This is a genomic window from Mongoliitalea sp., from assembly GCF_054166905.1.
In genome coordinates, this window is the sequence record NZ_JBSZCK010000033.1 from 20,090 (window position 1) to 46,813 (window position 26,724).

27 protein-coding genes are annotated in these 26,724 nt (G+C 40.2%); 10 read left to right on the forward strand and 17 right to left on the reverse strand.

The features are described from left to right. Window positions 1-166 precede the first annotated feature (166 nt). The gene (locus ACXIUD_RS11975; protein WP_458052881.1) at window positions 167-727 is read left to right on the forward strand and encodes a hypothetical protein; all 561 of its coding nucleotides are present in this window, start codon (window positions 167-169) and stop codon (window positions 725-727) included. 25 nt (window positions 728-752) lie between these two features. Here the strand turns inward: ACXIUD_RS11975 and ACXIUD_RS11980 are convergent, their stop codons facing one another. The 3 genes from ACXIUD_RS11980 to ACXIUD_RS11990 all read right to left on the reverse strand — a co-directional run bounded on the left by ACXIUD_RS11980 (window position 753) and on the right by ACXIUD_RS11990 (window position 2,189). Next, on the reverse strand, window positions 753-1,046 hold the full coding sequence (locus ACXIUD_RS11980; RefSeq protein ID WP_458052882.1) for a type II toxin-antitoxin system RelE/ParE family toxin: 294 nt from the start codon (window positions 1,044-1,046) through the stop codon (window positions 753-755). Continuing rightward, complete coding sequence (locus ACXIUD_RS11985; RefSeq protein ID WP_458052883.1) at window positions 1,037-1,291, reverse strand: hypothetical protein; 255 nt, start codon at window positions 1,289-1,291, stop codon at window positions 1,037-1,039. The genes ACXIUD_RS11980 and ACXIUD_RS11985 overlap by 10 nt, the downstream gene beginning before the upstream one ends. A 415-nt stretch (window positions 1,292-1,706) precedes the next feature. Continuing rightward, complete coding sequence (locus ACXIUD_RS11990) at window positions 1,707-2,189, reverse strand: peptide deformylase (protein WP_458052884.1); 483 nt, start codon at window positions 2,187-2,189, stop codon at window positions 1,707-1,709. Window positions 2,190-2,257: 68 nt separating this feature from the next. Here ACXIUD_RS11990 and ACXIUD_RS11995 point away from each other — a divergent pair, with 68 nt between their 5' ends. The 3 genes from ACXIUD_RS11995 to ACXIUD_RS12005 are packed head-to-tail and all read left to right on the forward strand — an operon-like array spanning window position 2,258 to window position 4,346. After that, window positions 2,258-2,794 carry an RNA polymerase sigma factor gene (locus ACXIUD_RS11995; protein WP_458052885.1) on the forward strand — a complete coding sequence of 179 codons (537 nt, stop codon included), beginning with the start codon at window positions 2,258-2,260 and terminating at the stop codon, window positions 2,792-2,794. Then, window positions 2,791-3,540 (forward strand): hypothetical protein, encoded by a 750-nt coding sequence (locus ACXIUD_RS12000; protein WP_458052886.1) that lies wholly within the window; start codon window positions 2,791-2,793, stop codon window positions 3,538-3,540. The genes ACXIUD_RS11995 and ACXIUD_RS12000 overlap by 4 nt, the downstream gene beginning before the upstream one ends. Before the next feature lie 53 nt (window positions 3,541-3,593). Next, window positions 3,594-4,346, forward strand: a complete 753-nt coding sequence (locus ACXIUD_RS12005; RefSeq protein ID WP_458052887.1) for a hypothetical protein — start codon at window positions 3,594-3,596, stop codon at window positions 4,344-4,346. A 257-nt stretch (window positions 4,347-4,603) separates the two neighbouring features. Here ACXIUD_RS12005 and dnaN read toward each other — a convergent pair whose 3' ends face one another. From dnaN to ACXIUD_RS12060, 11 genes are all read right to left on the reverse strand, one after another. After that, window positions 4,604-5,728: a DNA polymerase III subunit beta gene (dnaN, locus tag ACXIUD_RS12010; RefSeq protein ID WP_458052888.1), complete on the reverse strand. Its 1,125-nt coding sequence runs from the start codon at window positions 5,726-5,728 to the stop codon at window positions 4,604-4,606. Between the two features lie 123 nt (window positions 5,729-5,851). Further along, a complete protein-coding gene (gldG, locus tag ACXIUD_RS12015) occupies window positions 5,852-7,528 on the reverse strand; it encodes a gliding motility-associated ABC transporter substrate-binding protein GldG (protein WP_458052889.1) in 1,677 nt (558 codons plus the stop codon). Between the two features lies 1 nt (window position 7,529). Further along, window positions 7,530-8,252: a gliding motility-associated ABC transporter permease subunit GldF gene (gldF, locus tag ACXIUD_RS12020; RefSeq protein ID WP_458052890.1), complete on the reverse strand. Its 723-nt coding sequence runs from the start codon at window positions 8,250-8,252 to the stop codon at window positions 7,530-7,532. 2 nt (window positions 8,253-8,254) lie between these two features. Further along, on the reverse strand, window positions 8,255-9,160 hold the full coding sequence (gene gldA, locus ACXIUD_RS12025) for a gliding motility-associated ABC transporter ATP-binding subunit GldA (RefSeq protein WP_458052891.1): 906 nt from the start codon (window positions 9,158-9,160) through the stop codon (window positions 8,255-8,257). Between the two features lie 180 nt (window positions 9,161-9,340). Continuing rightward, entirely contained in the window at window positions 9,341-10,576 is a 1,236-nt protein-coding gene (locus ACXIUD_RS12030) for a metallophosphoesterase (protein ID WP_458052892.1), read from the reverse strand. Between the two features lie 13 nt (window positions 10,577-10,589). After that, window positions 10,590-12,083, reverse strand: coding sequence for an alpha,alpha-trehalase TreF (treF, locus tag ACXIUD_RS12035; protein WP_458052893.1), 1,494 nt, complete (start codon window positions 12,081-12,083; stop codon window positions 10,590-10,592). Further along, the gene (locus tag ACXIUD_RS12040) at window positions 12,076-13,317 is read right to left on the reverse strand and encodes an MFS transporter (protein WP_458052894.1); all 1,242 of its coding nucleotides are present in this window, start codon (window positions 13,315-13,317) and stop codon (window positions 12,076-12,078) included. The genes treF and ACXIUD_RS12040 overlap by 8 nt, the downstream gene beginning before the upstream one ends. 75 nt (window positions 13,318-13,392) lie before the next feature. After that, complete coding sequence (locus ACXIUD_RS12045; RefSeq protein ID WP_458052895.1) at window positions 13,393-14,205, reverse strand: glycerophosphodiester phosphodiesterase family protein; 813 nt, start codon at window positions 14,203-14,205, stop codon at window positions 13,393-13,395. 193 nt (window positions 14,206-14,398) lie between these two features. Continuing rightward, the gene (locus tag ACXIUD_RS12050; protein ID WP_458052896.1) at window positions 14,399-15,022 is read right to left on the reverse strand and encodes a CatA-like O-acetyltransferase; all 624 of its coding nucleotides are present in this window, start codon (window positions 15,020-15,022) and stop codon (window positions 14,399-14,401) included. A 91-nt stretch (window positions 15,023-15,113) separates the two neighbouring features. Continuing rightward, on the reverse strand, window positions 15,114-16,703 hold the full coding sequence (locus ACXIUD_RS12055; protein WP_458052897.1) for a M1 family metallopeptidase: 1,590 nt from the start codon (window positions 16,701-16,703) through the stop codon (window positions 15,114-15,116). Between the two features lie 42 nt (window positions 16,704-16,745). Continuing rightward, window positions 16,746-17,174, reverse strand: coding sequence for a PH domain-containing protein (locus ACXIUD_RS12060; RefSeq protein WP_458052898.1), 429 nt, complete (start codon window positions 17,172-17,174; stop codon window positions 16,746-16,748). 84 nt (window positions 17,175-17,258) lie between these two features. On the opposite strand from ACXIUD_RS12060, the gene ACXIUD_RS12065 reads away from it, so the two are divergent. Further along, window positions 17,259-17,507, forward strand: coding sequence for a DUF6364 family protein (locus tag ACXIUD_RS12065; protein ID WP_458052899.1), 249 nt, complete (start codon window positions 17,259-17,261; stop codon window positions 17,505-17,507). After that, a complete protein-coding gene (locus ACXIUD_RS12070; protein ID WP_458052900.1) occupies window positions 17,504-17,935 on the forward strand; it encodes a PIN domain-containing protein in 432 nt (143 codons plus the stop codon). Before ACXIUD_RS12065 ends, ACXIUD_RS12070 begins: the two co-directional genes overlap by 4 nt. 73 nt (window positions 17,936-18,008) lie before the next feature. Here ACXIUD_RS12070 and gcvP read toward each other — a convergent pair whose 3' ends face one another. Beyond that, window positions 18,009-20,909 (reverse strand): aminomethyl-transferring glycine dehydrogenase, encoded by a 2,901-nt coding sequence (gcvP, locus tag ACXIUD_RS12075; protein ID WP_458052901.1) that lies wholly within the window; start codon window positions 20,907-20,909, stop codon window positions 18,009-18,011. Window positions 20,910-21,109: 200 nt separating this feature from the next. Between gcvP and ACXIUD_RS12080 the strand changes: the two genes are divergently transcribed. Then, window positions 21,110-22,600 (forward strand): M28 family peptidase, encoded by a 1,491-nt coding sequence (locus ACXIUD_RS12080; RefSeq protein WP_458052902.1) that lies wholly within the window; start codon window positions 21,110-21,112, stop codon window positions 22,598-22,600. A 71-nt stretch (window positions 22,601-22,671) separates the two neighbouring features. Here ACXIUD_RS12080 and lipA read toward each other — a convergent pair whose 3' ends face one another. Together lipA and ACXIUD_RS12090 are read right to left on the reverse strand one after the other, a co-directional pair. Then, entirely contained in the window at window positions 22,672-23,550 is an 879-nt protein-coding gene (lipA, locus tag ACXIUD_RS12085; RefSeq protein WP_458052903.1) for a lipoyl synthase, read from the reverse strand. A gap of 63 nt (window positions 23,551-23,613) precedes the next feature. Beyond that, the gene (locus ACXIUD_RS12090) at window positions 23,614-24,342 is read right to left on the reverse strand and encodes a hypothetical protein (RefSeq protein ID WP_458052982.1); all 729 of its coding nucleotides are present in this window, start codon (window positions 24,340-24,342) and stop codon (window positions 23,614-23,616) included. Window positions 24,343-24,413: 71 nt separating this feature from the next. Between ACXIUD_RS12090 and ACXIUD_RS12095 the strand changes: the two genes are divergently transcribed. The 3 genes from ACXIUD_RS12095 (at window position 24,414) to ACXIUD_RS12105 (ending at window position 26,718) form a co-directional block, all read left to right on the forward strand. Further along, entirely contained in the window at window positions 24,414-24,818 is a 405-nt protein-coding gene (locus tag ACXIUD_RS12095) for an OsmC family protein (protein ID WP_458052904.1), read from the forward strand. Between the two features lie 72 nt (window positions 24,819-24,890). Beyond that, window positions 24,891-25,439, forward strand: a complete 549-nt coding sequence (locus ACXIUD_RS12100) for an RNA polymerase sigma factor (protein ID WP_458052905.1) — start codon at window positions 24,891-24,893, stop codon at window positions 25,437-25,439. Next, window positions 25,420-26,718: an outer membrane beta-barrel protein gene (locus ACXIUD_RS12105; protein WP_458052906.1), complete on the forward strand. Its 1,299-nt coding sequence runs from the start codon at window positions 25,420-25,422 to the stop codon at window positions 26,716-26,718. Before ACXIUD_RS12100 ends, ACXIUD_RS12105 begins: the two co-directional genes overlap by 20 nt. Window positions 26,719-26,724: the final 6 nt, after the last annotated feature.

Genomic DNA, 26,724 nt, shown 5'->3' on the forward strand with positions numbered 1-26,724 from the left:
TACGATTATTCAAGACAGAAAAGATCCCAACGGGATCATATATTTATAGCACAAAGTCAGGAAAGGACAAGGTGCGACCCCTAGAGGGGTCGAATATGGCTACTATTCAATTTTTTATCTATAAACATGTGACCTCTTCGAGGTCGGGGTATATGTTACTGAAGAAATGAAAAAAGTTAAGTTTTTATCGAGAAAAGTTGATCCAGTGAAAGGTTATTTCACCAGTCCTAAATTAAACTTGTATTTTTCAATAAATTTACAACCAAATGAAATACAATCTCATCAACCTTTTATAATCCAAATGGCAACTATGAAATTGTTTATTAGCATATTATTGATAATTATCCCTGCTACCCTAATTTTCTCTCAAAAGAAAGATTTAGATCAGAGGTTGGTGGGAAGATGGATGAATCTTTATTCGAAAGACCAAGATGGAAAAATCATCAAAGACGAGTTTTATGGGAAAAAGTACATCGATACATTTCAAAAAAATGGACAATATTTAATTGATCCAAATTTTTTAAGAGATGACATGAAGCGAAATGGAATTAACGAGCCATTGGATTATTCATTAATCCCTGCTTTTTCATGGAAAACCTATGAAAACCAAATACTAGAAATAATAACAAGTCAAGGCTCCCAGAAAATTCGTTATAACTTTTCAGGAGACACGTTGATTTTAGGTTATCAAAATGGGCATATCCAATACTTACTAAAAAGAAAATAGGTGTTTGATGGAGTTGAGCATTGGGTCACTTTAATGGCTTTTGCCTAGAAGAACGGATATTAATCAGTTCGATAAGCTTCTTTCGTGGCTTGATTCGGTACGTTAACACGGTGTACTTATTGATCGGTCCACGACGTAGATACTTTTGCTTTTTACTGCTCTCTAACATTTCGGGATATTGGCTGAGCAACTCGAAAAAGTGATAAGACTGACCAATAAACTTTCGGACTTCCTTTTCATTAAAATTGGCTTCTAGGTACTCAATGATTTTTGCATAACCCTCTTCGGCCCGTTTGGTCCAGACGATTTCTAAAGCCATTTCTTATACTTTGCCATTACTTCCGCATGAGGGACTACTTCCCCTCTGTCTGCCTGATCAAGCCCATTTTCTATCTCGGATTGCTCTTCCACGCTGATCCCATCCCACCAGTCCACTTCTTTCCTTTTCTTCAAATTAATGAACTCATGGAGTGTTGTGGCATCATTCAGCCCAGCAAGCCATTCTATCAACCGTAATTTCTCTGCTTGTAAATCCATAAAACTGCCTTTTTCCAAAGATAACATTTTTACTTTTGTTTTTGGTTTCACTTTTATTTTCCCACAACATGAACTGTATGTTTAAAGATATTCACGGACAGGCCTATTGTAATGGGTGGTGTTTTTTTCTTGGCTCTTATTCATTGTCTTTTGCCTCTTCCTAAAATTACTTAACACTTTTTTAAGAATAATCTTCTCATTCGCATACTCCTGATTTATCGTCGCTAGGCATATATCCATTTATTTCGCGCACTTGTGCTGAGCCTGTCGAAGCAAGCATATATCACTCTCTAAACCACAAAATCTCTAGTAAATGCTCCTTCTCTCAGTCATGGTTGCAGGGCAATCACGTCTTGGTTCTTGTTTCTTGATTCTTGACTCCCAACTCTCGCTTCTCGTCTCCTGCTTGCAGCAGGCAAGTCTCGCATCTAATCTCTCAAACCTACCTCCATCGAAAACTCTTCTCATCCATCGCCCGCATCGTACAGAGCACTCCATTGAGATGATCGTTTTCATGTTGGATCAATTCCGAAATGGCGCCTTCCACTGTCCACTGTTGTTTCTCCCAGTTTTCATCCAAATATTCCAGCGTAAGTGACTGATGACGCTCCACTTTTACAAAAAGATTAGGGAAACTCATACAATCATCCCATAGCTCAAACATCTCCGAACTTGCTTGGACAATTTCAGGATTGATGATGATGTATTGCCGATCCAGATTGAGGTAAAATAGTCGCTTCATAATACCCAACTGCGGTGCTGCAATCCCTCTCCCAAAACCATATATCTTTCGAATATCCTCCATGGCCTCGTGTAGGTCTTGTACCCAAGCATGCACCCTCGAAAGCTCAGATTCCAAGACAGGCTCGCACACCTCATACAAACGTGGGTCACCTAGTTTTAAGATATCGTCAACTGTTTTCATATATTTTTATCTACTTTTTTCTGAAGCTTTCCAACCTTTTGGTAATTTCAAGACTCTTTAGTCCGATTATGAAACATTTGTACCGCAAAGAAGAAGATTTACTCAAAGATTGCCTCCTACAAAAACAGGATGCGCAATTTGAGTTATTTGAGCGGTATAAGGTAGCCATGTTTAATCTGGTCTATAGAATCTGCAATGACTACGATCAAGCAAATGATATTTTGCAGGAAGGCTTTATAGATGTATTCAGAAATTTAAGAAAGTTTGAACAGAAATCTACACTAGGTGCCTGGATAAAATCCATCATGCTGCGAAAAGCTCTCAAGTCAGTAAGCAAAAAAATGATCTTCGAAGAGATTATCGAGAATCTAGAAGACCAGACGTATCCCTTAGAACAGTGGATTCAGGCAGAGATCTTAGATCAGGCAATTCGCAGTTTACCGGTAGCATCTAGGACCGTATTTGTCATGTATGAGGTAGAAGGTTATTCTCATCAGGAAATTGCAGATAACCTCCACATAAGCTTGGGCACTTCCAAGTCCCAGCTTCATTATGCGAAGAAAATCCTACAAGAACGTCTCTCAAAACATTACCAAGAAAAATGAGCGCTGATAAACGAAAGACACTAAAGGATAGGCTACCTGAGTTTGAACCCAAAGCTAATGCGTGGGATAAGATGATGGAACAAAAATCATTGGATGCACAGGTTCGCGCATTGGTCAATGAGCTCCCTATACATCTACCTAAAGACGAGCTTTGGGCCAACATTCAGGGGGATTTGAATCGAAAAAAGCCTGCCTTGATTTGGTACGGGGGAATAGCTGCAAGTATTATCCTTCTCCTAGGCGTTACAGTCCTTTTTCTACTTTCATCTAGAAGTTCAACACTTGAGAAAAATCAGATCTCTACCCTAGAAAAACAAAGCAATGAGGAATATATTCCATCAAGCCCGCTAAAATCGACCGAGAGGGAAGGGGGGTTGGAAATGGAAGTTGCTTCAGGGACCATCGACAACACCAATAACTCAATCACTCCATTAGAAAACTTAGCCCTGTCAGAAAAAGATGCTAAAAAAGATCATCTGAATTTAAGTTTTCAAAAACCAGTAGTGCCTTTTCCAAAAAAAACAATCGTCTGGGATGACCAAGATATCCTTCAAGAACGAAAACTCATGACTTCTTCCAAAAGGGAGGTTCGAATTCAATGGGACATTCCCATGAGGCGAGTTCGATTAGATGGATTTATGGTAAGACTTACCGAGGAAGAATGGCAAAGCTTACAGGAGTCCAATCAATCCAAAAAGGGACTACTTAAACTTCCTGAACTAGTAGCCAGAACACCAGAAAAATAGCAGCTGTATTCATAAACCTCCTCCCGATATCAGAGGAACAACCGACAAATCCCATGAAAAAACAATTCCTAACCCTTCTGATCAGCCTGATCGGATATGCAGCCTATGCCCAAATCCCGGCAAACACACCTAAATACATCGTGTCTTTTAAAGCTTTTCTGGAGCAAAATCCAGACTACTTTACAGACACCTTGAGTTTTAAGCTCCCAAATAATGGAGTTGTCTGGACCTATTACACTTCAAGAGACTACACTGCACAAGAAATCGAAGAAAAGCTAGCACCTATCCTACAAAAAGCCACAAACTTCCCTGCAGAGGAGCAACGGCACTACTATCTTGAACCAAATTTTTGGGAGTCCCAATTAGATTATGTCGCTCAAGATATCAGCAGAAGGTACACTAGTCACCGCACCAGTTACACCTTGGGTATTCCCATTGGACTAGACTATACAGGAGGCAGGTTTACAGTTGATGCTGGATTTCGAATAATGGCAGATTTAAAAAGATTCAGCCTGGGAGCATCTCTTACCAATACAGTGTTCTTTACTGACCGAAATGAAGGTGGGGTAAATGTCCACCACAATCCGTTCATCAATGCAGAATTTGAATTTCGGCCCTATAGAAGAGCAATACGTGGAATCCAAATAGGTTACCTTACAAATCCATCTGGACCCGTATTCCAAGGTCAAACATTCCAAGTCAACTATCGCTACTTCGTCAAAAGCAACATTCAGCTAAAAATTGGAGCTGTCCTTACTGATGATGTGAAGACCTTAATTCCTACTGTAGGAGTTCGATTCTTCTAAATAGTCGTAGACGGTAATGATGTGTATCTTTAATGGTTCAAAAAATAGTCATTTTTGTACCTTTGAAGATACACTTTTATAAAACCAAAAAAGACCCTAATTCCTTAAGGTCTTTTTTGTTTTATCAACAATCTCAAAGGGATGCTTTCTTGCTTCTTGGCTCTTGTTTCTTGTTCCTTATTTCTTGGCTCTTGAGTCTAGTTTCTAGTCTCCTACCTAACGGTAGACAAGCTCGCTTCTCGCTTCTAATATCTCTCCTACACATAATTATTCAACATCACCGGCATCACCAACATCAAGATGTCCTCATTATCAGACTTATCAGATGGTACGATCAAACCAGCTCTGTTTGGTGCAGAGAACTGAAGCGTAACTTCTCTCGAAGAAAGGTTATTCAACATTTCTACCAAGAACTTTGCGTTGAAGCCGATTTCAATGTCTTCACCGTCATGCTCACAAGATAGACGCTCGTTTGCTTCGTTGGAGAAATCCAAGTCCTCAGCAGAGATCTGTAATTCAGAACCTGTCAATTTCAAGCGCACCTGATGCGTAGTTTTATTAGCATAAATCGCAATCCTTCTCAAGGAACTCAAGAAATCCATCCGATCAATGGTCATATGGTTAGGATTGTCAACTGGAATTACGTTTTCATAATCTGGGAAGCGCTCATCAATCAAGCGGCAAATCATCTTAATGCTGCCAAACTTAAAGTAGGCATTAGAAGAGTTGAATTCTACAGTTACCGGAACATTTTCAGATGGTAAGGTAGATTTCAACAAGTTCAATGCTTTACGAGGGATAATCAAACTCGCTGCATCTGCAGAGGCAATATCCACTCTTCTGTAACGAACTAAACGGTGGCCATCAGTCGCCACAAACGTAGCGTTGGTACTGCTCAAGTTGATATACACACCCGTCATGGCAGGTCTCAATTCATCATTGCTGGTAGCGAAGATGGTGTTGCTGATCGCCGAACTCAATACCTCAGTAGACATATCTACTGCCGTGGCATTGGTCACCGTAGGGATTTTTGGGAAGTCAGTAGCATTTTCACCGGACAACTTGTAACGTCCGTTGTCAGAACTGATTTCTATGCTGTAGGTATCATGATCGATGCTGAATGTAACCGGCTGTTCAGGCAAGTTTTTCAAGGTCTCAATCAATATCTTTGCAGGAACTGCAATATTGCCATCCTCCTTAGACTCTACATCTATTTCAGTCATCATAGATGTCTGTAAATCGGATGCAGTAATGGTCAATTTACCTTCTTTGATTTCAAAAAGGAAATTTTCCAAAATGGGTACAACTGGGTTGGTAGTCACTACGCCATTGATAGCAGAAAGCTGCTTTAATAGGGCAGAGGAGGAAACAATGAATTTCATATCGTTATTGCTAATTTTTTCCTAATGATTGAACAGAGTAAATTTATAAATAAAATCTAATTTCGAGGCGTCAACTCGACAGAATTCGCAAATTTGTAGAATTCTCTCCAAAATTTAAGGGATTCACCCATTTTTGTACTTCATTTTTCGCACAAAAAACCACATCCCTCCCACAAGCGCTAAGAATGCCAAAGGAGCTCCTACATTAAACCACTGCCAAAAGCTTTTTTCTTGCCTTACTTTGGCCTTGTTGAGTGGTCTGATTTTAAACTGCTTACTTCTGGAAGCAATCAAACCCTCCGGTTCGGTGAGATAAGCAATTGTATTTTGTAACAACTGCCGATTGGCAAAGGTCACTGCATTAAACGGGTCCTCTCCCAAGGGAAGAGGATTGCCAGAACCTAGTTCAAGTTGACTTGTAAATACGGAACTACTTCCGACTACCAGCACTTTTCCTCCACTTCCTTGTTCCTGAAAAGTAGTTTTATCCATTCCTTCCGGTAGAAAGCGATTTTTGAACACAGATGTAAACTCTCCCTCTAACAAATAAACCAAAGGCAAAAACGCTTGATTAAACTCTTCTAAATCAGGCTCACTAGCCATGTCCTCAAATGCTATTCTTACAGGAGCAGAGAGCCTGCGGCTAAATTCTGAGGTGAAAATTAAAGGGGTTTTGCGGACTCCCTCGGCTTTAACCGTGTCCAATGAGCTGTTGAACCGAAATAAAACCTGATCCAATCCCTTGGTAATCGGATGCTTTGCCATCAAACTAGCTTTTATAAAAAAGGGCCAAGGGAGTGGGGCTAGTTGCTCCTGATTACCAAAATTACCAGCCATCACCGGGTAATAACCAAAATTGATATCTTGAATAAAATCTTTATTGACCCGTATCCCATAGCGGAACAGTATATTGTCCAAACCATGTTCAAAAGGCATGGCAACCGATCCATCTCCACCAGCCTCTTTCATGTCATACACCAAGGCATCTACCAAGAAAATGACATTACCCCCATTCATTAGGTACTGATCAATGAGGTAAATCGCCCGTTCATCGTAGCTTTCACGTGGTCCAGACACAATCAACACCGCAAATGGATCTAAATCCTCCACTTTTTTCGCCTGCTCCACTGGGATTTTAAAGACCTCATAGTCATCTACAAGAGCCTCCACTAATCCAAAGCCATCATCTTCACTTAATTCCCCATGCCCCATCATTAAACCAATGGAATATTGCTTCTCCCCCACTAACTTTCTGATGGCATTGACCAACTCAAACTCTAGATTTTCAATAGACTGATTGAGGATTTCTTCATTGGAGGCCATCCGTTCGCCTTTCAAAAGCAAAGCTCCTGTCTCAAACTCTTCAGTCCTTGCCACAATCCCGGGCCAAATCAAAATGGATTGCTGACCTGCATCATCCGTCACAAAAAGATTGGTTGGATTGATCCCATATTCTGCCAGACCTACGATGTAATCCTCTTGAATATCTTTAGAAAGCACCAAAGGATCTTGGTAATAGAACGATATTTTTTTAGAAGAATAGGCATCAAATGTTCGAATCATTTCCTCCGTGGACCGCTGCAATCTCCGCATGCCTCCAGGAAGCTTTCCTGTCAGCAAGATTTCAATTTCAACAGGCTCATCCAATTGCTTTAAAAAATCAATAGTAGCTGGATTGAGGCTGTATCGTTTTTCTTCCGTCAAATCAATTCTGAATGGAAACACGTATGTCAACAAGACCACAAGTGCAGCCAATATGCCTGCACCGATCAACAGAGTTATACTAGAATTTTTCTTCATATTACCTCCTTTTGATGATTAGACCTGTCAGCAATAGCATAAGACCAATGATGAATATGAAATAGGACAAATTACTACTTGCAATGACTCCCCTACTCATGCTTCGGTAGTGGAAACTCAAACTCATTTCTTCCAAAAACAAGGCAAAAGGATGATACACGTTCAACTCCACCAAGGCAGTCAAACCGAAATACAGGAAAAAACAGAGAAATACTCCCCATACAAAAGCTACCACCTGATGGGTGGTCAAAGCTGAACCCAACAAGCCAATCGCTGCAAATACTGCCCCCATCAGAAGTAACCCAATAAAAGATCCAAAAAAACCTGCATGGTCAATATTCCCTTCCGGTTGCCCTAGTTGCACAATGCTCCAATAGTAAACCAAGGTGGGCAATACGGCAATCAAGATCATCGTTAAGGTTGCCAAATACTTCGAAGTGATAATTTTTGGTATGGATAAAGGTGAGGTCATCAGCAATTCCCAAGTACCTGTTTTGCGTTCCTCCGCTATCATTTTCATGGTCATGGCCGGGATCAAAAAAGTGAAAACATAGGGTGCATAGACAAAGAGTGCCTCCAAATCAGCAAAGCCATATTCTAAGACGGAGGTGTCTGGAAATACCCATACAATCAAACCCAAAGACACCAGAAATAAACTTAAGATGAGGTAGCCGCTTAAGTTGCCAAAAAAAGCATTGATTTCTTTCCTATACAGTGCCCACATACTCAAGATTGGGTAATTTGTTGAAAAATAGATTCCAGATTTTTGGTCTCTTGCCTGAGGCTGACCAAGTTCAATTGCTGTTCTCCAATGATCTGAAGAATAGCTTTTCTTGCAGCCCCTGCATCTTGCACGTGGATTTTTATCAAATTCGAACGTTCGCTTGTTGCAACCTTGCCAATTGCCTCAAACCATGTAGGGCTTAGGTTTTCTTCTGTCTCCAACACCAAACTGACTTCATCAGATCCCTTGGTTAAATTTACCAACAAGTCTTCCGCAACGATTTCCCCACGATTGATGATCACGACTTTGTCACAAATCGCTTCTACCTCTTGCATGATATGGGTGCTCAAGATTAAGGTTTTATTTTGGCTGATATTTTTGATCAACTTACGGATTTCCACCAGTTGATTAGGGTCCAATCCAGTGGTTGGTTCATCCAAGATGATGACTTCCGGGTCATGAATTAAGGCTTTGGCCAAGCCTACCCGTTGGCGGTACCCTTTGGATAGTTGCTGTATCTGTTTGTGTGCCTCCCGGTCCAATCCGCATAGCCCAATCAATTCTTCCACACGGTTTTTAAGGCTTTTGCCTGACATGCCATAAAGCCCGCCTGTAAAGGATAAAAATTCACGCACATACATGTCCAAGTACAAAGGATTATGCTCTGGCAGATATCCAATCAATTTGCTGACTTGCTTGGGATGCTCAGAAACAGAAATACCATTCACCAAAACCTCCCCTTCATCCGGTCGGATATAGCCGGTAGCAATCTTCATCGTTGTGGACTTCCCAGCGCCGTTGGGACCAAGGAAACCCACTACCTGTCCTTTTTCTGCTGTAAAAGAAATTTGATTCAAAGCCTTTTGGCTTCCATAAAACTTACTCAGCTGATGAATGGATAATGACATGTATAGGGAGTAGAATTTTGAATAACATACAAAACTACAGAAAAGCTTAGAAAGCAAAAAAGGCTTCTATGAAGCCCCATTTAAAGAAGTGTCAGTCAAGAACTGCCAAATCTCTTGAATATTAAACCTTACTAGCGCTAAGATAAAGGCTGCAAGGAAATTAATCAACATTTTTGGACATTATTTACCAACCAATGGATTTTGCGGGTAACTATCGATCACATTTCCTTCCCAGTCCAACGAAATGAGCGAATATTGACTCCCTTCAATGGTCAACAAGGTAAATGCATTAACACTTTGGGCCACCTTGAGGTACCATGTATCTTCCACGGAATGAATGGGTCTCGGTTCGGTACCCCAAGAACCATCTCCCACATAGGTAATGCCTGTTTGGTCCACTTTCCCATTTCGGATAGGAAAAGTGCGCTTATACGCATGATCGTGATTTTCGAAGGCCAATCGAATAGGATACTGCTCAAAAATCGGCACCCAAGTATCTCGAACGATGGTCTGCGTTGTACCAGTGTAATCTCTTACAGATGGAAATGCAGGCACATGATAAATTGGTAGTACATGCAAGAAATCTTTGCGTGCCTCTAAGGTCTCCTTGAGCCATTCGGTTTGAACTCCGGCTACAGGATTACTATGCTCTGTGTCCAAAATGACCAAACTCAAGTACTTCCCAAAGTCCAATACATTGTATCCTGGCTGACCTGGGAATGGAAATAAGGAATAGAAATAAGGCGCAATACGATTTCTAAATGAATTGGTCTGTTCATATCCTGGATTACGGGAATAATACCCCCCTACTACTTCATGATTACCTGCGGCGACGATGCAAGGTAATATTCTGTTATCGGCTGTCACCAAGGTGGTAGTATAAGCATCAAACCAATCATAGATTCGTTGAAGATTTTCAGCTACGCCATTTTCATAGGCCATATCTCCACCGATAATTACAAAATCAGGCTCGTAAGAAGTGACAATCCCATTGGTTTTTTCAAACCATTCTTTTCTATGCATGGTGTCACCACCGATGGCTATTTTGATACTGGCAGAATTCAAATCCGCTGGCATGGTATGGAAATGATAAACTGATTCTAACCCTGGAAACATCAATTCATAGGTAGTCGCAGGAGATAGGCCTCCAATTCCGACTCTATGGACTTTTCGCTCTGAAAAAGGATAAGGAAGCACAGTACTTTCAAAATCTCTCCAAACATCCGTGCCTTTTCTTCGAAATTTGAGTGTGGTACTGGATGTCGCATCCGAGTGCCAATCTATACTGATGCTACTGGTGGGGTCATCCGTCCAAGTAAGATAAAATGCATGGGTAGCTTGATGCGTTTGGGCAATAGCTGACCAACTGAAAACAAGCAAGAGTAACGCAAAACTAACGTATTTGTAAAAGCGCATAAGTATGTAAGGGTTATTTTCTTAGAAACTCTTTCATGGCCAAATAAATTCCATTGGTCCACCCAAATCCATCCTGAACAGGATATTCCCCTCCTCCAGCTTCTAAGGACAAATCTTCCACATTGTATTTTTCCATCATTTTCCCCGTTCGGGCAAATACCTTTTCGTTTAATTGTGTCCATCGAAGAGCAATTAACTTGGCTAAATCGACCGATCCGTAATTCACACAGGCCACCAATCCTATCCACTGCAATGGTGCCCAACCATTGGGTGCGTCCCACTGCTGACCTGAATAACTATTACTCGTAACCAAACCTCCGGGTTTCAAAAACTTCTTTTCTATGTAATTCAAAATTGCATTGGCTTGCTTTTCGGATGCAAAACCCGACCAAAGCGGAAATAACATTGCCAACGATGGTCGATGCATGGACTTTTTTTGGACGAAATGATAATCCAAATAAACCTCATGCGCTGAAGACCAAAGATAGTGCTCGATTCCCTTCAATCGGCTATCCATCAATTGCTGATAATGGTTAGCTTGAGAAGCATCTTCTTGTAGTGAAAAAACATAATGCAATACCCGCTCTAGCTCAAACAATAAAACATTTAAGTCTAGTGGGATGATATGCGCCGCTTCTATAGTGCTTAAATCCAGTTCGTCCATCAACCAGCGAGAACTAAAATCCCAACCAGATTCGCAAGCAGCTCTGATATGTCGCATACTGCTAGCATCCCCCTTAGTTTCGTGCAATAATTCCACATCCTCCCGATAAGACTCTGCTCTAGGCGTATCCAAATCATCCCAATATCGATTGAGTATGGTCTTATCATCCAGTTTGACCACTCTAGCTTTGGCTTGACCCACTTCAAGTTCATTGGTTCCATTCATCCAAAACTCATATTCCTTCAGAAGTTGAGGCAAAAAGCCAATGAGTATCTGCTCATCTCTTTTTACCTCTGCCAAAAGCTCTACCATTTTTACAAAAAAAGGAGGCTGGGAACGGCTAATAAAATACGAGCGATTACCATTGGGAATATGTCCAACCACATCGATGAGGTGAGCGAAGTTATTCACCATATCTTCTATCAAATCCACTCGTCCCGATGCCTTTAACCCAAGCATAGTAAAGTAGCTGTCCCAGTAATAGATTTCTCCAAATCGCCCTCCAGGCACTACATAGGAATAGGGTAACGGTATCAAGGAAGACCCTGCTACAGGCGCATCCGCTTCCCTTGTCAAGACAGACCACTGCTTAGAAAGTCTGGCTTCTAGATCTGGAGTTTCTTCTATTCTAGAAAGCTGAGCTATGATAGGTAGCTCAAAATGTTGGTCTACAAAAACCCGTAAATCAAAGTTTGGGGCATGCCTTTCTTTTTCGTATCTGGATAAAACTTCCTCCACTGGAAACTTCGGAATCATATCCACAAAAGTCTTGGAGTCTTGAAATACCCTTTGTAGTTGAATTGCTTCAAACAATTCTCCAAAGAGTTCCTCAGGTCTATGCATGTTGCTGTTTTTTTACTTGCTGATGTAAGAGAAAAAGAATGAGACAAAGAGCCACAATGGGAATTAAGGAAAAATAAAACGCATTAGTTCCTCCATAGCGCTCAAAAATATTCCCTGTAATAATCGACCCTGTGGTACCTCCTAGGGCAGAAAAGACCACGATGAGTCCTGACATGGAGCTTTGCATGTATTTTGGTAAAGCACTCAATACTACAGAATTGATGGTAGGATAAATCGGTGCCAAAAAGACCCCAAGCAATGGAAATAGATAGACTACAAAAGGAGCATTGAACCAAGTGACTGTATCAGTGACATCCGGTAAGTTTTGGGTGAGCGGTAACGTGAGCAAAACACAAGCTCCTACCAATGCAGTACTCGTTAAGGTAAATGTCAACCAATGAACTCGCTTGAGGATAATCCCTGCCAGAAGCCGACCAACAGCCAAAGCACCTGCCAAAACTGCCCCTGCCTGTATACCCATACTCGCGGGCACTTTCAATACATCCTGATAAAAGGTAGGAGTCCAAGTCATGAAGCTTTGCTCAATCAAAACAAACAAGAAAGCAGAAGCTGCAAATACCAACACTAAGGGTTTGGCGACTAATTTGATCATCTCCACAAAATCATCCCAAGCCTTGCTGTTTTCTCGTTTGGAAGCAGATTCATTCACTTCAGCTAGCAAGAGAAATAAAGCGGCAACTACACTCAAGGCCCCCAAATACCAATAAATACTCAGCCAAGCGGTAGAGCGAGGGTCTGCATCATTGACAAAAAGGCTAAAAAACACATTTCCCAAGAGCACGCCTATCATAAAGAAGCCTTCTATCGTGCTCATCAAGCTGCTATGTTCCTTGGTATCATCCGTCACCAGTCCAATCATCGCAAATACAGATACTTTGATCACTGCAAAAGAGATCCCCACCGCAGCAAAAAGCATTTTGAAATACCAAAATTCATTGGCCATCACAGGCATAATGAAACACATGACAGCAACAAGCCCTAAGGCAATCAGCATCCCTCTTTTTAAGCCGATCTTGGGCAAAAAAGAAGCTACTACAAATGAAAAAATCGCAATGGGTAAATCCTTAAAACCTTCCAGTACAGATGCTTCTGCTTTGGTCACATCAAACGTTCGCTGCACTTGAAGGATGACTGCCCCAACTGAATTCAACAACACGGCAAATACCATGTAGTTAAAAATCAGGGACAAACGGATGAGTAATTTTGGGTTCATAAAGTAGGTTTATGAGTGGATGATGGGTTCAAGGCTCATAATTTGGGAAAATAATTCCCAAATCACAAGAATCCATCACTCATTCCCTACGACTACCTGAATTTGCAATGGGTAATCCGAAACCAAGATATTAGGCTTTCTTTCTTGGATAAATTGAGCATACACTTCCGTTCCTTCCACTTGCGCACGGGCATCAATCGCTCCCATCACATCTGTAACAGTAGGCAAGCCCAAGTCTCTCGCTTGCTCAAACAGTGATGCAGGTCCAGTTTTGTTAATGTATACAGCCAAATAATACGGCTGCTCCGACTTGCAGAGGTAGTAGTCAAAATCTTCCTCATCCTCTATCAATACAGACAACAAAAAAATTTCTCCCAAAGCCAATGCCTCTTCTGCTCGTTCCTTTGAAAAGGTCAATACAATGATTTGTTCCAGCAACCCGTATTCCTTCACCATGCCAATCACTTTATCCAAGGCTGCTGTTTTCACATCCAACATAAAATAAAGCCCTTCAGCTTTTGCCATGGCTAAAAAATCATCCAATTTTGGCAAAGGTTCTTCGGTCCCCTCAAGAATTATCCCATTCAAAAAGGTGCTTTCCAACTCTTTGATAGCTCCAGTTCCGGTGGTAGTTCTATCCAATGTGCGGTCATGCAAGACATACAAAACTCCATCCTTACTTTCCATCACATCGATTTCATGCATCTTAAATCCTAGTGCAGCTGCTCGTTTAAGAGAAGAAATGCTATTCTCCACCCAATCAGGCTCTAAGGCAACGCGATGAGAAAACAAGACTGTTTCTTCTTGCTCCAAAAGATTGCGCAAAGATTGAGCCTTTGTAGAAATGAAAGTGGCACATACTAAAATAGAGATGAATAGAATCTTCATGGTTTTAAGTTACACTTTTGAAAAGAGGTGAAGCATTTAAAGTTGTTTAATGATTGGATAGTCTGCAACTTGGAAAGCATATAGATATTACATCAGTTATTCTGTTCAAGGTTCCAATTTCATCTTTTCGAACACGGTAAGGAGCTACTAATTTTTGATTTTGAACTCTACGTCTTGAAATATAAACCTCCGATTATTCTTCCAATAAGGCTTGAAATTGCTCTACAAACTGCCCGACATGATACCCATCCATCAGCGCATGATGTACATGAATGGATACAGCCATTGATTTAACGCCATTGACCTCCGTAAGTTTACCAAAAGATATTTTGGGGCAACTATCTGGACGTGCAAAATTTCTTGCATGAGAAATACTTGAAAAATCAACCCAGGGAATCGCTGAAAAATGGACTACATTTTCACCTGAAACCGCAGGAAAAAGCGTAGTTGACTTTTTCACTACCTCAATTTCCTGCTCCGCTTTTTGATAAAATTCTTCTTCTTGTTCACAGTAGGAAAGGTAAGAAAATCCAAAGGTTCCATTGGTTCGACTTATCGTTGGTGAGGCATCAATCGTTTCAAACTCGTAAACCTGACCATCTAGGATTCTATAACGAAAATAATCTATGGTATTTACTGCTTTAAGTGCCCTGTAGAGGTAATAAAGAAAAAAAGAAATTCCCTTTTGCTTGGCACTTTCATAGGCCCTCGTACACTCTACCCTAGTTGTGACCCCAAAAAAGGGTTCTGAAAACTCTGAAAAGAAAAGAAAATGTTCCTTTCTATCCCAATTCTCAATATCAATTAGTTTTTTCATTTAAATGTCAATTATGAAGGCGATTGCTTAACCATTCAAATCAGTTAACTTCAAATTTCATTGTTACAATATTTTTACGACGATATTCTTCTCACTTCTTCTCCAACAAATACCAATTTTTAGGATCCACTACAATAGGTCCTTCACTTTTGACCAAAACAGGGGCTGCTGACAGCACATGTCGTTCCAATCCATGACTCGTTTGGATTTCTACGGGCATGGAAAACTGAATATTCGGTAAGCTTACGGCATATCCTTTTTTACCTTTTTTGGAAATTTTCACTTGAGGCAAACGCACCGATTTCAAATACAAATTAAAAAATCCTTGAAGATCCTGTTGTGCATATTGTTGCACAAAAGAGGTAAAATCTTCTGTGTCCACAAGGTTTTCGTAGGTAAAGCGTTCATCTGAAGCAAAGGCTTTCAGCATGGGGAAAAACACCTCATCTCCCAAATGATAGCGAAGAGAGTGAATGATGAATGCGCCCTTGGTGTAGATTTCGGGATGATAGGCAAAATCTGAATGGGAATTTCTAGGAGAAACCACTGGTCGAAGATTACGGATGTTGACTCGGACGGAAGCTACTTTTTGATGATAGGCTTCTTCACCACCATGCTCTAGAAAAAACAACCAATCCGCATAAGCTGTCAAGCCTTCATGAATCCAGAAATCAGCCCAATCTTTGACGGATACCTTATTCCCAAACCACTCATGCCCTAACTCATGGTGAAGCAACCAATCCGCCCATACATCCCCTACTTTCTCAAATTTGAAATTGTTCCCATACCCATTAATCGTCTGATGTTCCATCCCCAAGTAGGGCGTCTCCACCACCGCAATTTTATCGTCACTAAATGGATAGGGTCCTAAATATTTCTCCAAAGTTTGCGTAGAAGTTTCCAACACCTGCAAAAGGTCGTAAGCTTTGGACTTGTTTTGCTGCAATACATAGGTATGCATGGGAATTTCTTTTCCATCTACAGATTGGTAGATTTTCTTTGCCTCATAGAAAACCCCTACCGTAAAGTTGACATTGTAGTTATTGATGGGGTATTGGGTGGTCCAGTGGTAGCGAATCTGTTCTCCCAAATCCTCTTGAGCGGCCAATCGCCCATTCGATGCTACAAAATAAGGTTTAGGTACCGTGAAAAATAAATCTACCCCATGAATAGGCTCCGAAGAAGGGTGGTCTAAGCAAGGCATAAATATTTTGGCCCCCTCATTTTGAGATGAAAGTCCCATCCAATGATTCCCTAGCTCATCTATTTCCCAAGTAAAGCCTCCCGTCCACGGAGGTCGGATAGCAATGGGCGTTTTTCCTTCATAATGAATCTCCACTTCGTTGCAGGTACAGTCAATCGGAAAAATATCTAACACATCGCCCTTATGTTCAAAGCGGATTTCCTTCCCATCCATGATGACCTTACTTACCTGATACTCTTCTATCAAGTCTAGCCTCAGGGTATCCAAACGCTCATCTGCATGAAATGTAACGGTATTAGAACCTTTGATTTCTTGTGAATCTGGAAAAATCTCTAGATTAAGTTTGTAATGCAACACTTGAAATTGCTCCTGCAAGGGATGTAAGGGACCACCCCAGGTCCAGTTCTTTTGTATTTGTGCTTGAGCATAATTGCATACAATGAACACTAGGATATAAAATGCAGTAAATTTTTTCATAGTACTCTGGGAGAATTAATTCTGAATGCCGGCTTTCACTACTCACTTACTTGTGTGAACTTCAATTTCGGGGTTAATTTTCAATAAATCTGCGATCAACTCTTCATTATTTTCGGGCGCCACATAGATTTCATCAAATCGGTTGTAAAAAATGACAATGCCTTTGGTAGCCAATGCTGGTTTGATGCCTGAAAAAAGAGTGGTATTCGAGCTAACTTTTTTAATCTTTTGGATGTCAATTTTCCCCTTTATAAAAGCACAACGGTATGAAAAAAAACCATTAGCTATTTGATAAGAAGTATCAAAGTAGATCCAACTGATGATGGCAAATGGAATAATCCAAATGACAAATGTTAGCATCATCCGTGAAAAATTATCCGCTTCATTAAAGGCTCCGATAAAAGCAATTAATGCAGTAAGGATCATCAACACTGTTATAAACTTTCCTTTGCGGGCTTTGTATGTTTTCATAGATTCGTTTGATAAAGTCAAATGAACGATGGATTTTAAGCATGAAAACACGTATATTTGTTTAGAACTCTACACGTGTGATTTATGAGTACCAAATTAACACTTACAATTGATAAATCAGTCATTGAATCAGCCAAATCCTACGCAAAAGATCAAGGAAAAAGTCTTTCTCAAGTGATTGAAAATTATTTAAAAACGCTGACTGATGATAGTCAGTCAAAGGAAGTCTCAGCAAACGTAAAAAAGCTGATTGGCACAATCAAATTACCAGAGGATTTTGAGTACAAAAAAGAGTTGGAAGAGGCAATTGCTCAAAAATATCTTAAAAAATGAAAGCTGTTTTAATTGACTCTGATGTAATTCTAGACGCTTTATCCAATAGAGAACCTTTTGCTAAAGATTCCATTCAAATCCTAACCCTCTGTGAAACAAAACAAATTCACGGTTATATCACACCTGTCATCTTAAGCAATCTTTACTACTTATTGAGGAAAATTGGAGTTTCAAACACCCTGATTCTAGATAATTTCAGAAACCTTTTAACCAACATATTATTTGATGTAATTCATATTGATAAAAAGTCAATCATGGCGGCTATTGATTCTGAATTCAATGACTTTGAAGATGCTTTACAAAATTTTTCAGCAGAAAACCACTTGGATATTTCAGTGATCATTACAAGAAATACGAAAGATTTTAGAAAAAGTAATCTCTCCATAATGAGTCCAAAAGAATTTCTAGGAACCATGAGAGCATACTAGCAAAAACAGAAGGCTAGCCGAATGTTCAGCTAGCCTTCTTATTTTTCATTCAGGAAGATCTCCCTTCTAATTTTTACTTCTCAATCACAGTATCTGTAGCATATTCCTCCACAGGGATACAGCTACACACTAGATTTCTATCTCCGAATGCGGAATCAATTCTTCTTACCGTAGGCCAGAATTTATTGCTTCTTACATAAGGCAATGGATAGACAGCCTTTTCTCTGCTATATGGGAAATCCCAAGCATCTGCAAGCGCAAGGTTTGCTGTATGCGGCGCATTTTTCAACACATTGTTCATTTTATCAGCGACACCATCTTGAATTTCTTGAATCTCCGCACGAATAGCGATCATCGCATCACAGAATCTATCCAATTCTGGCTTGGTCTCGGATTCGGTAGGCTCAATCATCAAAGTTCCTGCTACTGGGAAAGAAACCGTTGGCGCATGGAATCCATAATCCATCAATCGCTTCGCGATATCTTCAACCTCCACACCAAAATCTTTGAACGCTCTGCAATCCAAAATCATTTCATGAGCTGCTCTACCGTTTGCGCCTGTGTACAAGATTGGATAATGTGCTTCCAATCTAGCTTTCATGTAGTTGGCATTGAGAATAGCGATCTTTGTTGCATTAGTCAAGCCTTCCCCACCCATCATGGCGATATATGCATATGATATTGGAAGGATACTAGCACTACCAAACGGTGCCGCAGAAATAGAAGTGATAGCTTCTGTTCCTCCGGTTTTAATCAAAGGATTACCTGGAAGAAAAGGAGCCAAATGACTAGCTACACAGATTGGTCCCATGCCAGGACCACCACCACCGTGAGGAATACAGAATGTTTTGTGCAAGTTTAAGTGACATACGTCTGCACCAATCATACCTGGGCTAGTCAATCCAACTTGGGCATTCATATTAGCACCATCCATGTATACTTGCCCTCCATTATCATGGATAATTTGGCAAATCTCTTGGATAGCCTCCTCAAATACTCCGTGGGTAGATGGATAAGTTACCATCAAAGCTGCAAGCTCGTTGGAATGCATCTCTGCTTTTTCCTTCAAATCAGCAACATCAATATTTCCTCTTTCATCACATTTCACCAATACAACCTTCATACCCGCCATCACAGCAGATGCAGGATTGGTACCGTGTGCAGAAGTTGGTATCAAGGCAATATTTCTATGGTGATCACCTCTGTTCATGTGATAAGCACGGATAACCATTAAACCAGCATATTCGCCTTGAGCGCCTGAGTTTGGCTGCAAGGAAGTATCTGCAAAACCGGTAATTTCAGTCAACCAGTTTCTTAAATTTTGGAACAATTCATAATAACCAGCTGCTTGGTCTTGAGGAGCAAATGGATGCAATTGACCAAATTCCGGCCAAGTTACTGGAATCATCTCAGAGGTTGCATTCAATTTCATGGTACAAGAACCCAATGAAATCATGGAGTGTACCAACGAAAGATCTTTCGCTTCCAAACGCTTGATGTATCGCAACATCTCGTGCTCCGCATGGTACTGATTGAACACGGGATGTGTCAGGTACTCAGAAGTCCGAGCTAAAGAGGCTGGCAATTCTAAGGTCAATCCATCTACTAATGCCTCGAAATCAACGGTTACTTTTTGATTGGTGGATTTTGCAAAAACTTCCACAACAGCCTTCACATCTTCCAATGTTTTTGCCTCGTCAAAAGACAAGAAGATAGCTCCATTCTCGTACCTGAAATTCATTTCAGCTGACAACGCAAATGCGTTGATTTTTGACTGTTGCACTTCGTCTACCTTCACTCCAATAGTATCGAAGAAAGTTTCAGAAGTTGGTTCAAAACCCATCTGCTTCAGCGCTTGCAGGGTCAATTTTGCCAAGCCATGTGCTTTCAAAGCTATTTCTTTCAAACCTTTTGGGCCATGGTATACTGCATACATTCCAGCCATTACGGCCAATAATACTTGTGCGGTACAAATATTGGAAGTTGCTTTTTCTCTTTTAATGTGCTGCTCTCTGGTCTGCAAAGCCATTCTGTAGGCTTTGTTGCCATTTTTATCTACGGAGACTCCGATGATTCTACCAGGAACTTGTCTTTTGAAAGCATCCTTAGTCGCAAAGAAAGCCGCATGCGGACCGCCGTAACCCATTGGCACACCAAATCGCTGACTAGTTCCGACTACTACATCTGCCCCCATCTCTCCTGGAGACTTCAATAATGTCAAAGCAAGCAAATCAGATGCAAATGCAGTAAATACATGATTTTCTTTTGCAGAAGCTACAAGATCCGTGTAGTCAATTACCTCACCATCCATATTTGGATACTGTAAAAGCACCCCAAATAAGTCGGCATCTGTCAAGTCCAATGCGGATAATGGCGCTATGTGCAATTCAATGCCGATAGGTTCAGCTCTTGTAATCAATAAATCCTTGGTCTGAGGGAAAATTTTCTCATCCACAAAAAATTTATTGGCATTTTTCTTTTCTCTAGGTTTGGATGCATGCAACATGGTCATAGCTTCAGCTGCCGCAGTAGCTTCATCCAATAAAGATGCATTGGCCATCTCCATGCCTGTCAATTCCATCACAACTGTCTGGAAGTTGATCAACGCTTCCAAGCGGCCTTGTGCAATTTCTGCTTGATAAGGTGTATAAGCTGTATACCATCCTGGATTTTCTAAAATATTTCGCAAAATCACTCCTGGCACAATGGTATCATAATACCCAAGACCGATAAACGACTTAAAAATTTTATTTTTAGTCGCCAACTTTTTAAAGTCCTTTAAAAACTCCGCCTCCGATTGGGCAGCAGGAAGATCCATTTGCTTGGTTAGCTGAATGGATTTTGGGATCGTTTGGTCAATCAACTCCGTAAGAGAAGATGCACCAATGGCATTTAACATAGCATTGATTTCCTCTGCAGAAGGAGCATTATGCCTGTTTTCGAAGGTCGTACTTGGATGGAGATTAATTTTCATAATCGGTTGAAATGTGAGGATTTATTTGGGTTATATCCGCTTTTATTTTTCGTAGTGCAAAGGTATAAATTATTGAACGCAAAAGGATTTTTATCGTCCAAGAAATCTCTAACATAACCAGCTTCTTGATAAACGGTTTTAATGTGATGGGAATATTTTTTATGTTTAGCTCTTCAAAATAATGAAAACTAAGTAACGCTATGAAAAAACGATTTTGGTTGGTAGGTGCGTTGGCATACATGCTTTCGTTTACCGTCCATGCACAGGATGCTACCGCAGTAAAATACGCATCTTCTATTACAGCAGAAGATCTTGAAAAGCATCTAAGATACATCGCCTCTGAAGAACTTCAAGGAAGAGACACAGGAGCCGAAGGACAAAAGAAAGCTGCTAGCTACATCAAGGATCATTTTGAAAAATTAGGCCTTTCAGGTCCTGTGAATGGTAGCTATTATCAAGTATTTGAACTCGTATCAAACAGCTACCCAGATGTAACCTTACAGGTAGGGAAAAATAAAATGCAACTGAACAAGGATTTTATCTTTGTTGGTGACGCAGATATGAGAAGAAGCCAAAAAGCACCGATTGTATTCGTTGGTGATGGTTCAAAAGAAAGCCTTGCTAAAGTTGATGTCAAAGGAAAGCTAGCCGCAGTTTGGGCTATCGGGGCCCGCACTCAAAATATTGTAAGAGATGCTATTGATGCAGGAGCAGTAGGGGTAATTGTCACTACTATGGAAGATCAAGCAGCCTTTGATAGATTGGCTAGTAGATATGCAAGCATGGGAGGTGGCAGATTAGGTTTCGCAAGACCAACTGTTCAAGAACCTGCCTTCATGGTGAGCGCTACTCAAATGGCTTCTATATTTGGTGTTACAGTAGACCAAGTAAAATCCGCCATGGGTAACCCTGCCTCTGTAGCTCCTGCCCAAGCAACGTTTCAGGTAAAGAAACAAACCAAAATAGTATCTACAGAAAATGTATTAGGTTACTTGGAAGGAACGGATAAAAAAGAAGAAGTATTGGTTATTTCCGCACACTATGACCACGTAGCTCCAAATGCTGATGGAAGCATCAATTATGGCGCGGACGATAATGGCTCTGGAACGGTTGCGTTAATGGAGATTGCTGAGGCATTCGCTATGGCAGCAAAAGATGGAATCAGTCCAAGAAGAAGCGTCCTATTCATTGCTTTGACTGCTGAAGAAAAAGGCTTGCTGGGATCTCAGTACTACGTAGAAAACCCAATTTTCCCATTGGAGAATACCGTTAATAACCTTAACATTGATATGTTAGGAAGAATTGACAACATTTATAAAGATGCTGAGGATACTAATTACCTTTATGCAATTGGTTCTGCCATGTTGTCCAGCCATTTGAAAATTATTTTAGATTACAACAATATCACCTATACTGGATTGAATTTGGATTATCGCTATGATGACCCAGCAGATCCAAACAGATTCTATTTCAGATCTGACCATTATAATTTTGCGAAGTACAATATCCCATCCATATTCTTCTTCTCTGGCCTACACAATGATTATCATACGCCAGCTGATACAGTGGATAAAATTGAGTTTCCATTAATGACCACAAGAGCAAGATTAATATTCCATTTATCTTGGGACTTGGTAAACAGGGATCAACGAAATCCGGTAGATGGCTCTAATAATAGAGGTGAGCGGTAAAAATCAAAAAGGGCTTTTGAAAATTTCAAAAGCCCTTTTTATTACCTAGAGTAAAAGCTCATCGAGTTTACTTACACATTCACGTGTCTTTCTGCGTGATAAGAAGAACGAACCAATGGTCCAGACTCCACATATTTCAACCCTCTCTTCAATCCTTCTTCTCTATAATGAGCAAACATATCTGGATGGATAAACTCAGCAACCTCAATATGCATTTTAGTCGGCTGCAAATACTGACCAAGCGTTAGGATATCGCAACCATGTGCGGCCAAATCATCCATTGCCTTATAGACTTCTTCTTTGGTTTCACCCAAACCTAGCATAATGCCAGTTTTGGTCCGCTTACCATACTCTTTGGTCAACTTGATTTGTTCCAACGAGCGTTCGTATTTCGCTTGAGGACGAACTCTTCTGTAAAGACGTTCCACTGTCTCCATGTTGTGAGAAACTACTTCTTGACCACCGCTGATCATACGATAAAGAGCATCCCAATTAGATTTTACATCGGGTATCAAGGTCTCAATAGTCGTGTCAGGAGAAAGCTCTTTAGTCAACACAACAGTTTGGTACCAAATCTCAGCTCCTCTGTCTTTACGTTCATCTCTATTGACTGAAGTAATCACAGCATGTTTCACACCCATCAATTTGATAGCCTCCGCTACCCTTCTTGGCTCGTCAGTATCATACTCTGGTGGTCTACCGGTAGCTACTGCGCAAAATGAACAAGAGCGCGTACATACGTTACCTAAAATCATAAAAGTAGCTGTACCAGCTCCCCAGCACTCACCCATATTAGGACAATTACCGCTTTCACAGATTGTATGTAATTTATGTTCGTCGACTAGCTTTCTTACTTTGGCATACTCCTTCCCCACAGGAAGTTTCACGCGCAACCAATCTGGTTTCTTTCTTTTGGTAGTTTCTTCAGAAATTACTGGTAATTCTATCATTGCTTCTGAATTAGATAATATGACAAAGGTAAGGGCTAAGCATGTATTAACCCAATGGTTTCCTTATTTCCTAAACCCGTAGAAAAATGTGAAGTAAACCGACTGGAACAACTGTCTGTTTTCAACGGTAGGCATCAAAGGAATTTCTCTGGTAAAACCCTCTAATTGGTAACCAAGTTCCAATCCTGTTACATTTGTTCGGAATACACCAAACTCAAAAAACAAAGCTGCTTTGGCATTTCCCCCAAATGCAAATTCCGACTGTCCGATGCCCTCAAATATTCTCCCAGGTCCCAATACATTGAATCGACTTTGATGTACTTCTGGATTATATTGTTCGCGTACCGTTTCCAAACGATTAACTGCATATTCAATGATATAAGGAGCAACAATTCCTACAGTTGGACCTACAGCTCCCAAAACAGAAACCTGTACACCTTGTTGTGGAGCCTTTTTAAATACGATTAATTCACGACCATAATATGGTCTGACAGAATATAAATAATTAGACTTTCCGAAAATAAATGAATTACCCAAAATAGTATTGTAACGCACCTCCTTTGGATTCTTTACATTAGCCAGATCCAAACCAAAAAATTGGAATTGGGAATCATCTATGCGCTGAGCCATTTTAAATGAAAACCCTCCAATCAGGCCTCCATTGGTATTTTTATTGATACCAAAAAGGACTTCTCGGTCATATTCATAATTACCCGCATCCTCTCTTTGTGCATGCAAAGTCGATGAGAGACCCAAAAAGAGTATTGAAAATATATAAATTCGATAGTTCATCATTTCACGGATGCAATATTAACGTTAACTTGCCCACTAAGTTATCTAACCAAAAATAAAAGTAAGAGTTTATGCCTACTATTAAAAGTGTCTATCAAGGAAATCTCCGAACAAATATGAGACATCTACAATCTGGGTTGGAAGTAATCACAGATGCCCCTGTCGATAATAATGGTAAAGGTGAAGCATTCTCGCCCACAGACCTTGTCGCTGCTGCCCTTGGAAGCTGCATGGTCACTATCATGGGAATCGTAGCAGAAAGAGATGGAGTTTCTTTGGAAGGACTAAGTTGGGAAATCACCAAAATCATGAATCCACAACCGAGAAAAATCAGTGAAATAGTCATTGATTTTCATTGGGAAAATCCAGTGAATGATTCTGCCATGTTACAAAAACTGAAAAATGCAGCAAAAACCTGTCCAGTGGCTTTGAGTTTGGATCCAGAATTGAAACAAACCATAAATTTTAATTTTTGATATTTTTTTATTCCCCTGTAGCGTATCACACTTCTCTTACGTCTTGTTTGTAGAAAGAAATAATAAGCGTCTTTGGAAGAATTTATAATCCAAAAAGCAAAAAAAGGTGACCCGAAAGCTGTGGAAATGTTGTACAAGCATTTCTATGGCTTCGCTATGGGTATTGCTTTACGGTATTCTTACAATAAAGAGGAAGCTTGCGAAATCGTCAATGATAGTTTTATGAAAGTTTTTGATAAGCTTGCCTCTTATGATCAGCAAAATTCTTTCAAGGGTTGGTTTCGTAGAATTATTGTCAATACTTCCATTGACTATTATCGAAAAAACAACAAATACAAGGCGGTGCTCGACATTGAGCATGCCCATGTTAGCGAGTTAGACCCCTCGGTGATTGATGAACTGTCCAAAGAAGATATTTTAACCCTTTTGAGAAATCTTCCGGATATGCTCAGAATAGTCTTTAATCTTTACGAAATCGAAGGCTATTCGCACAATGAAATTGCAGAAAAACTCACCATCCCTTCCAGTACATCTAGAACCTATCTGGCAAGGGCCAAAGAAAAGTTAAGAGAAAAAATCACACTCCTAAACAAGCAAAGTGATGAAGGAGCCATTCGATAAAAAATTAGCAGACAAAATCAAAACATTATTCCAATCTCATGAGGAAATTGCCCCTCAAAAAGAATGGGAACGGTTTTCTGCTGCATATTTTAATAAACCAATAAAGAAAAAATATCCTATTTGGCCTTGGTGGATTTCTGGAATCACGGCTTCCATCGCGTTGGCAGTTTGGTTAGGGAGAACTCCAGAAACTAAAGAGGAGTCTAATGAATTATTATCTTTTGCAGATACCTTAGCTAAAGAAAGTAAATCTTATGAATTGGAAGACTTGGGTAGCATTGAGGTAATGAAAGATATGTCATCAAAGGAGGAATTGGAATCAATTGTTACTAAAAATGCAAGCACTCCCATAGCCAAGATAACCCCCTCCAATCCATCTTTAAAACAAGCGGTAATTATTCCAATCCCAGCTGATAATCCTTTAATCGCAGAGGGAAGTGTCCCTGAAATTACTACCGAATTGAATGTTCAGGAAACTACTGATATCCCCTTCAATCCCCTAACAGAAAAAAAGCTAGATACTAATTCTGCTGAAAACTATATCAAAAATTTATTAGCAGAGGATCATGAACTAATCAAGCAAACTACTAAAGAGCCTTTTAAAATTGGCCTGTTAATTGCTCCGCAAGCCGTCAGTAATGCTAACCAAACTATTGGTTTGTCCGCAGGTATCATGTCAGAATTTGCCGTTTCCAAGAAACTGAAAATAGATATGGGCATCGCTTATGCTCAGCAAAACTTAAATCCCAACACAAATGGTGGGATGCTGAATGCTTCTACTTCCGATGCCTTGCGAAGCTATTCTGGACAACAGTTTCGAGAACAGGCCATTGCTGGAAACCAATTTTTTGCAGGAAATCTAATCAGTGCAACAGAAGAGTTACGGTTTGGACAATTAGAAATCCCCATTAATTTGAAATACAAACTATTGGAGCGTAACAAGGCAGATATTTATTTTGTATCAGGTATTTCAAATATGTTTTACCTAAACCAAGAGCGCATTAGTACGTTGAACTTTGCGAACTTAAATGCCGCTGGCAGTATCGGAACCGGAATCCAAAGCTTTTCTCAGAGATCAGTTCCGGATGCTAGCAGCTCTGATGTCAATATTGGCCAATTGGTGAATGTAGCAGTGGGATTTGAGCAAAATCTTTCTAATGGAACATTTCTGTACATTGAGCCATTTTACAAAATGTCTGTGGGCAACCAAACCTTCGCGGAACAACAATTTTCTATAGGAGGTATTAACCTTAGAATGAATTTCCAGTTTAAAAAGTAAAGTATA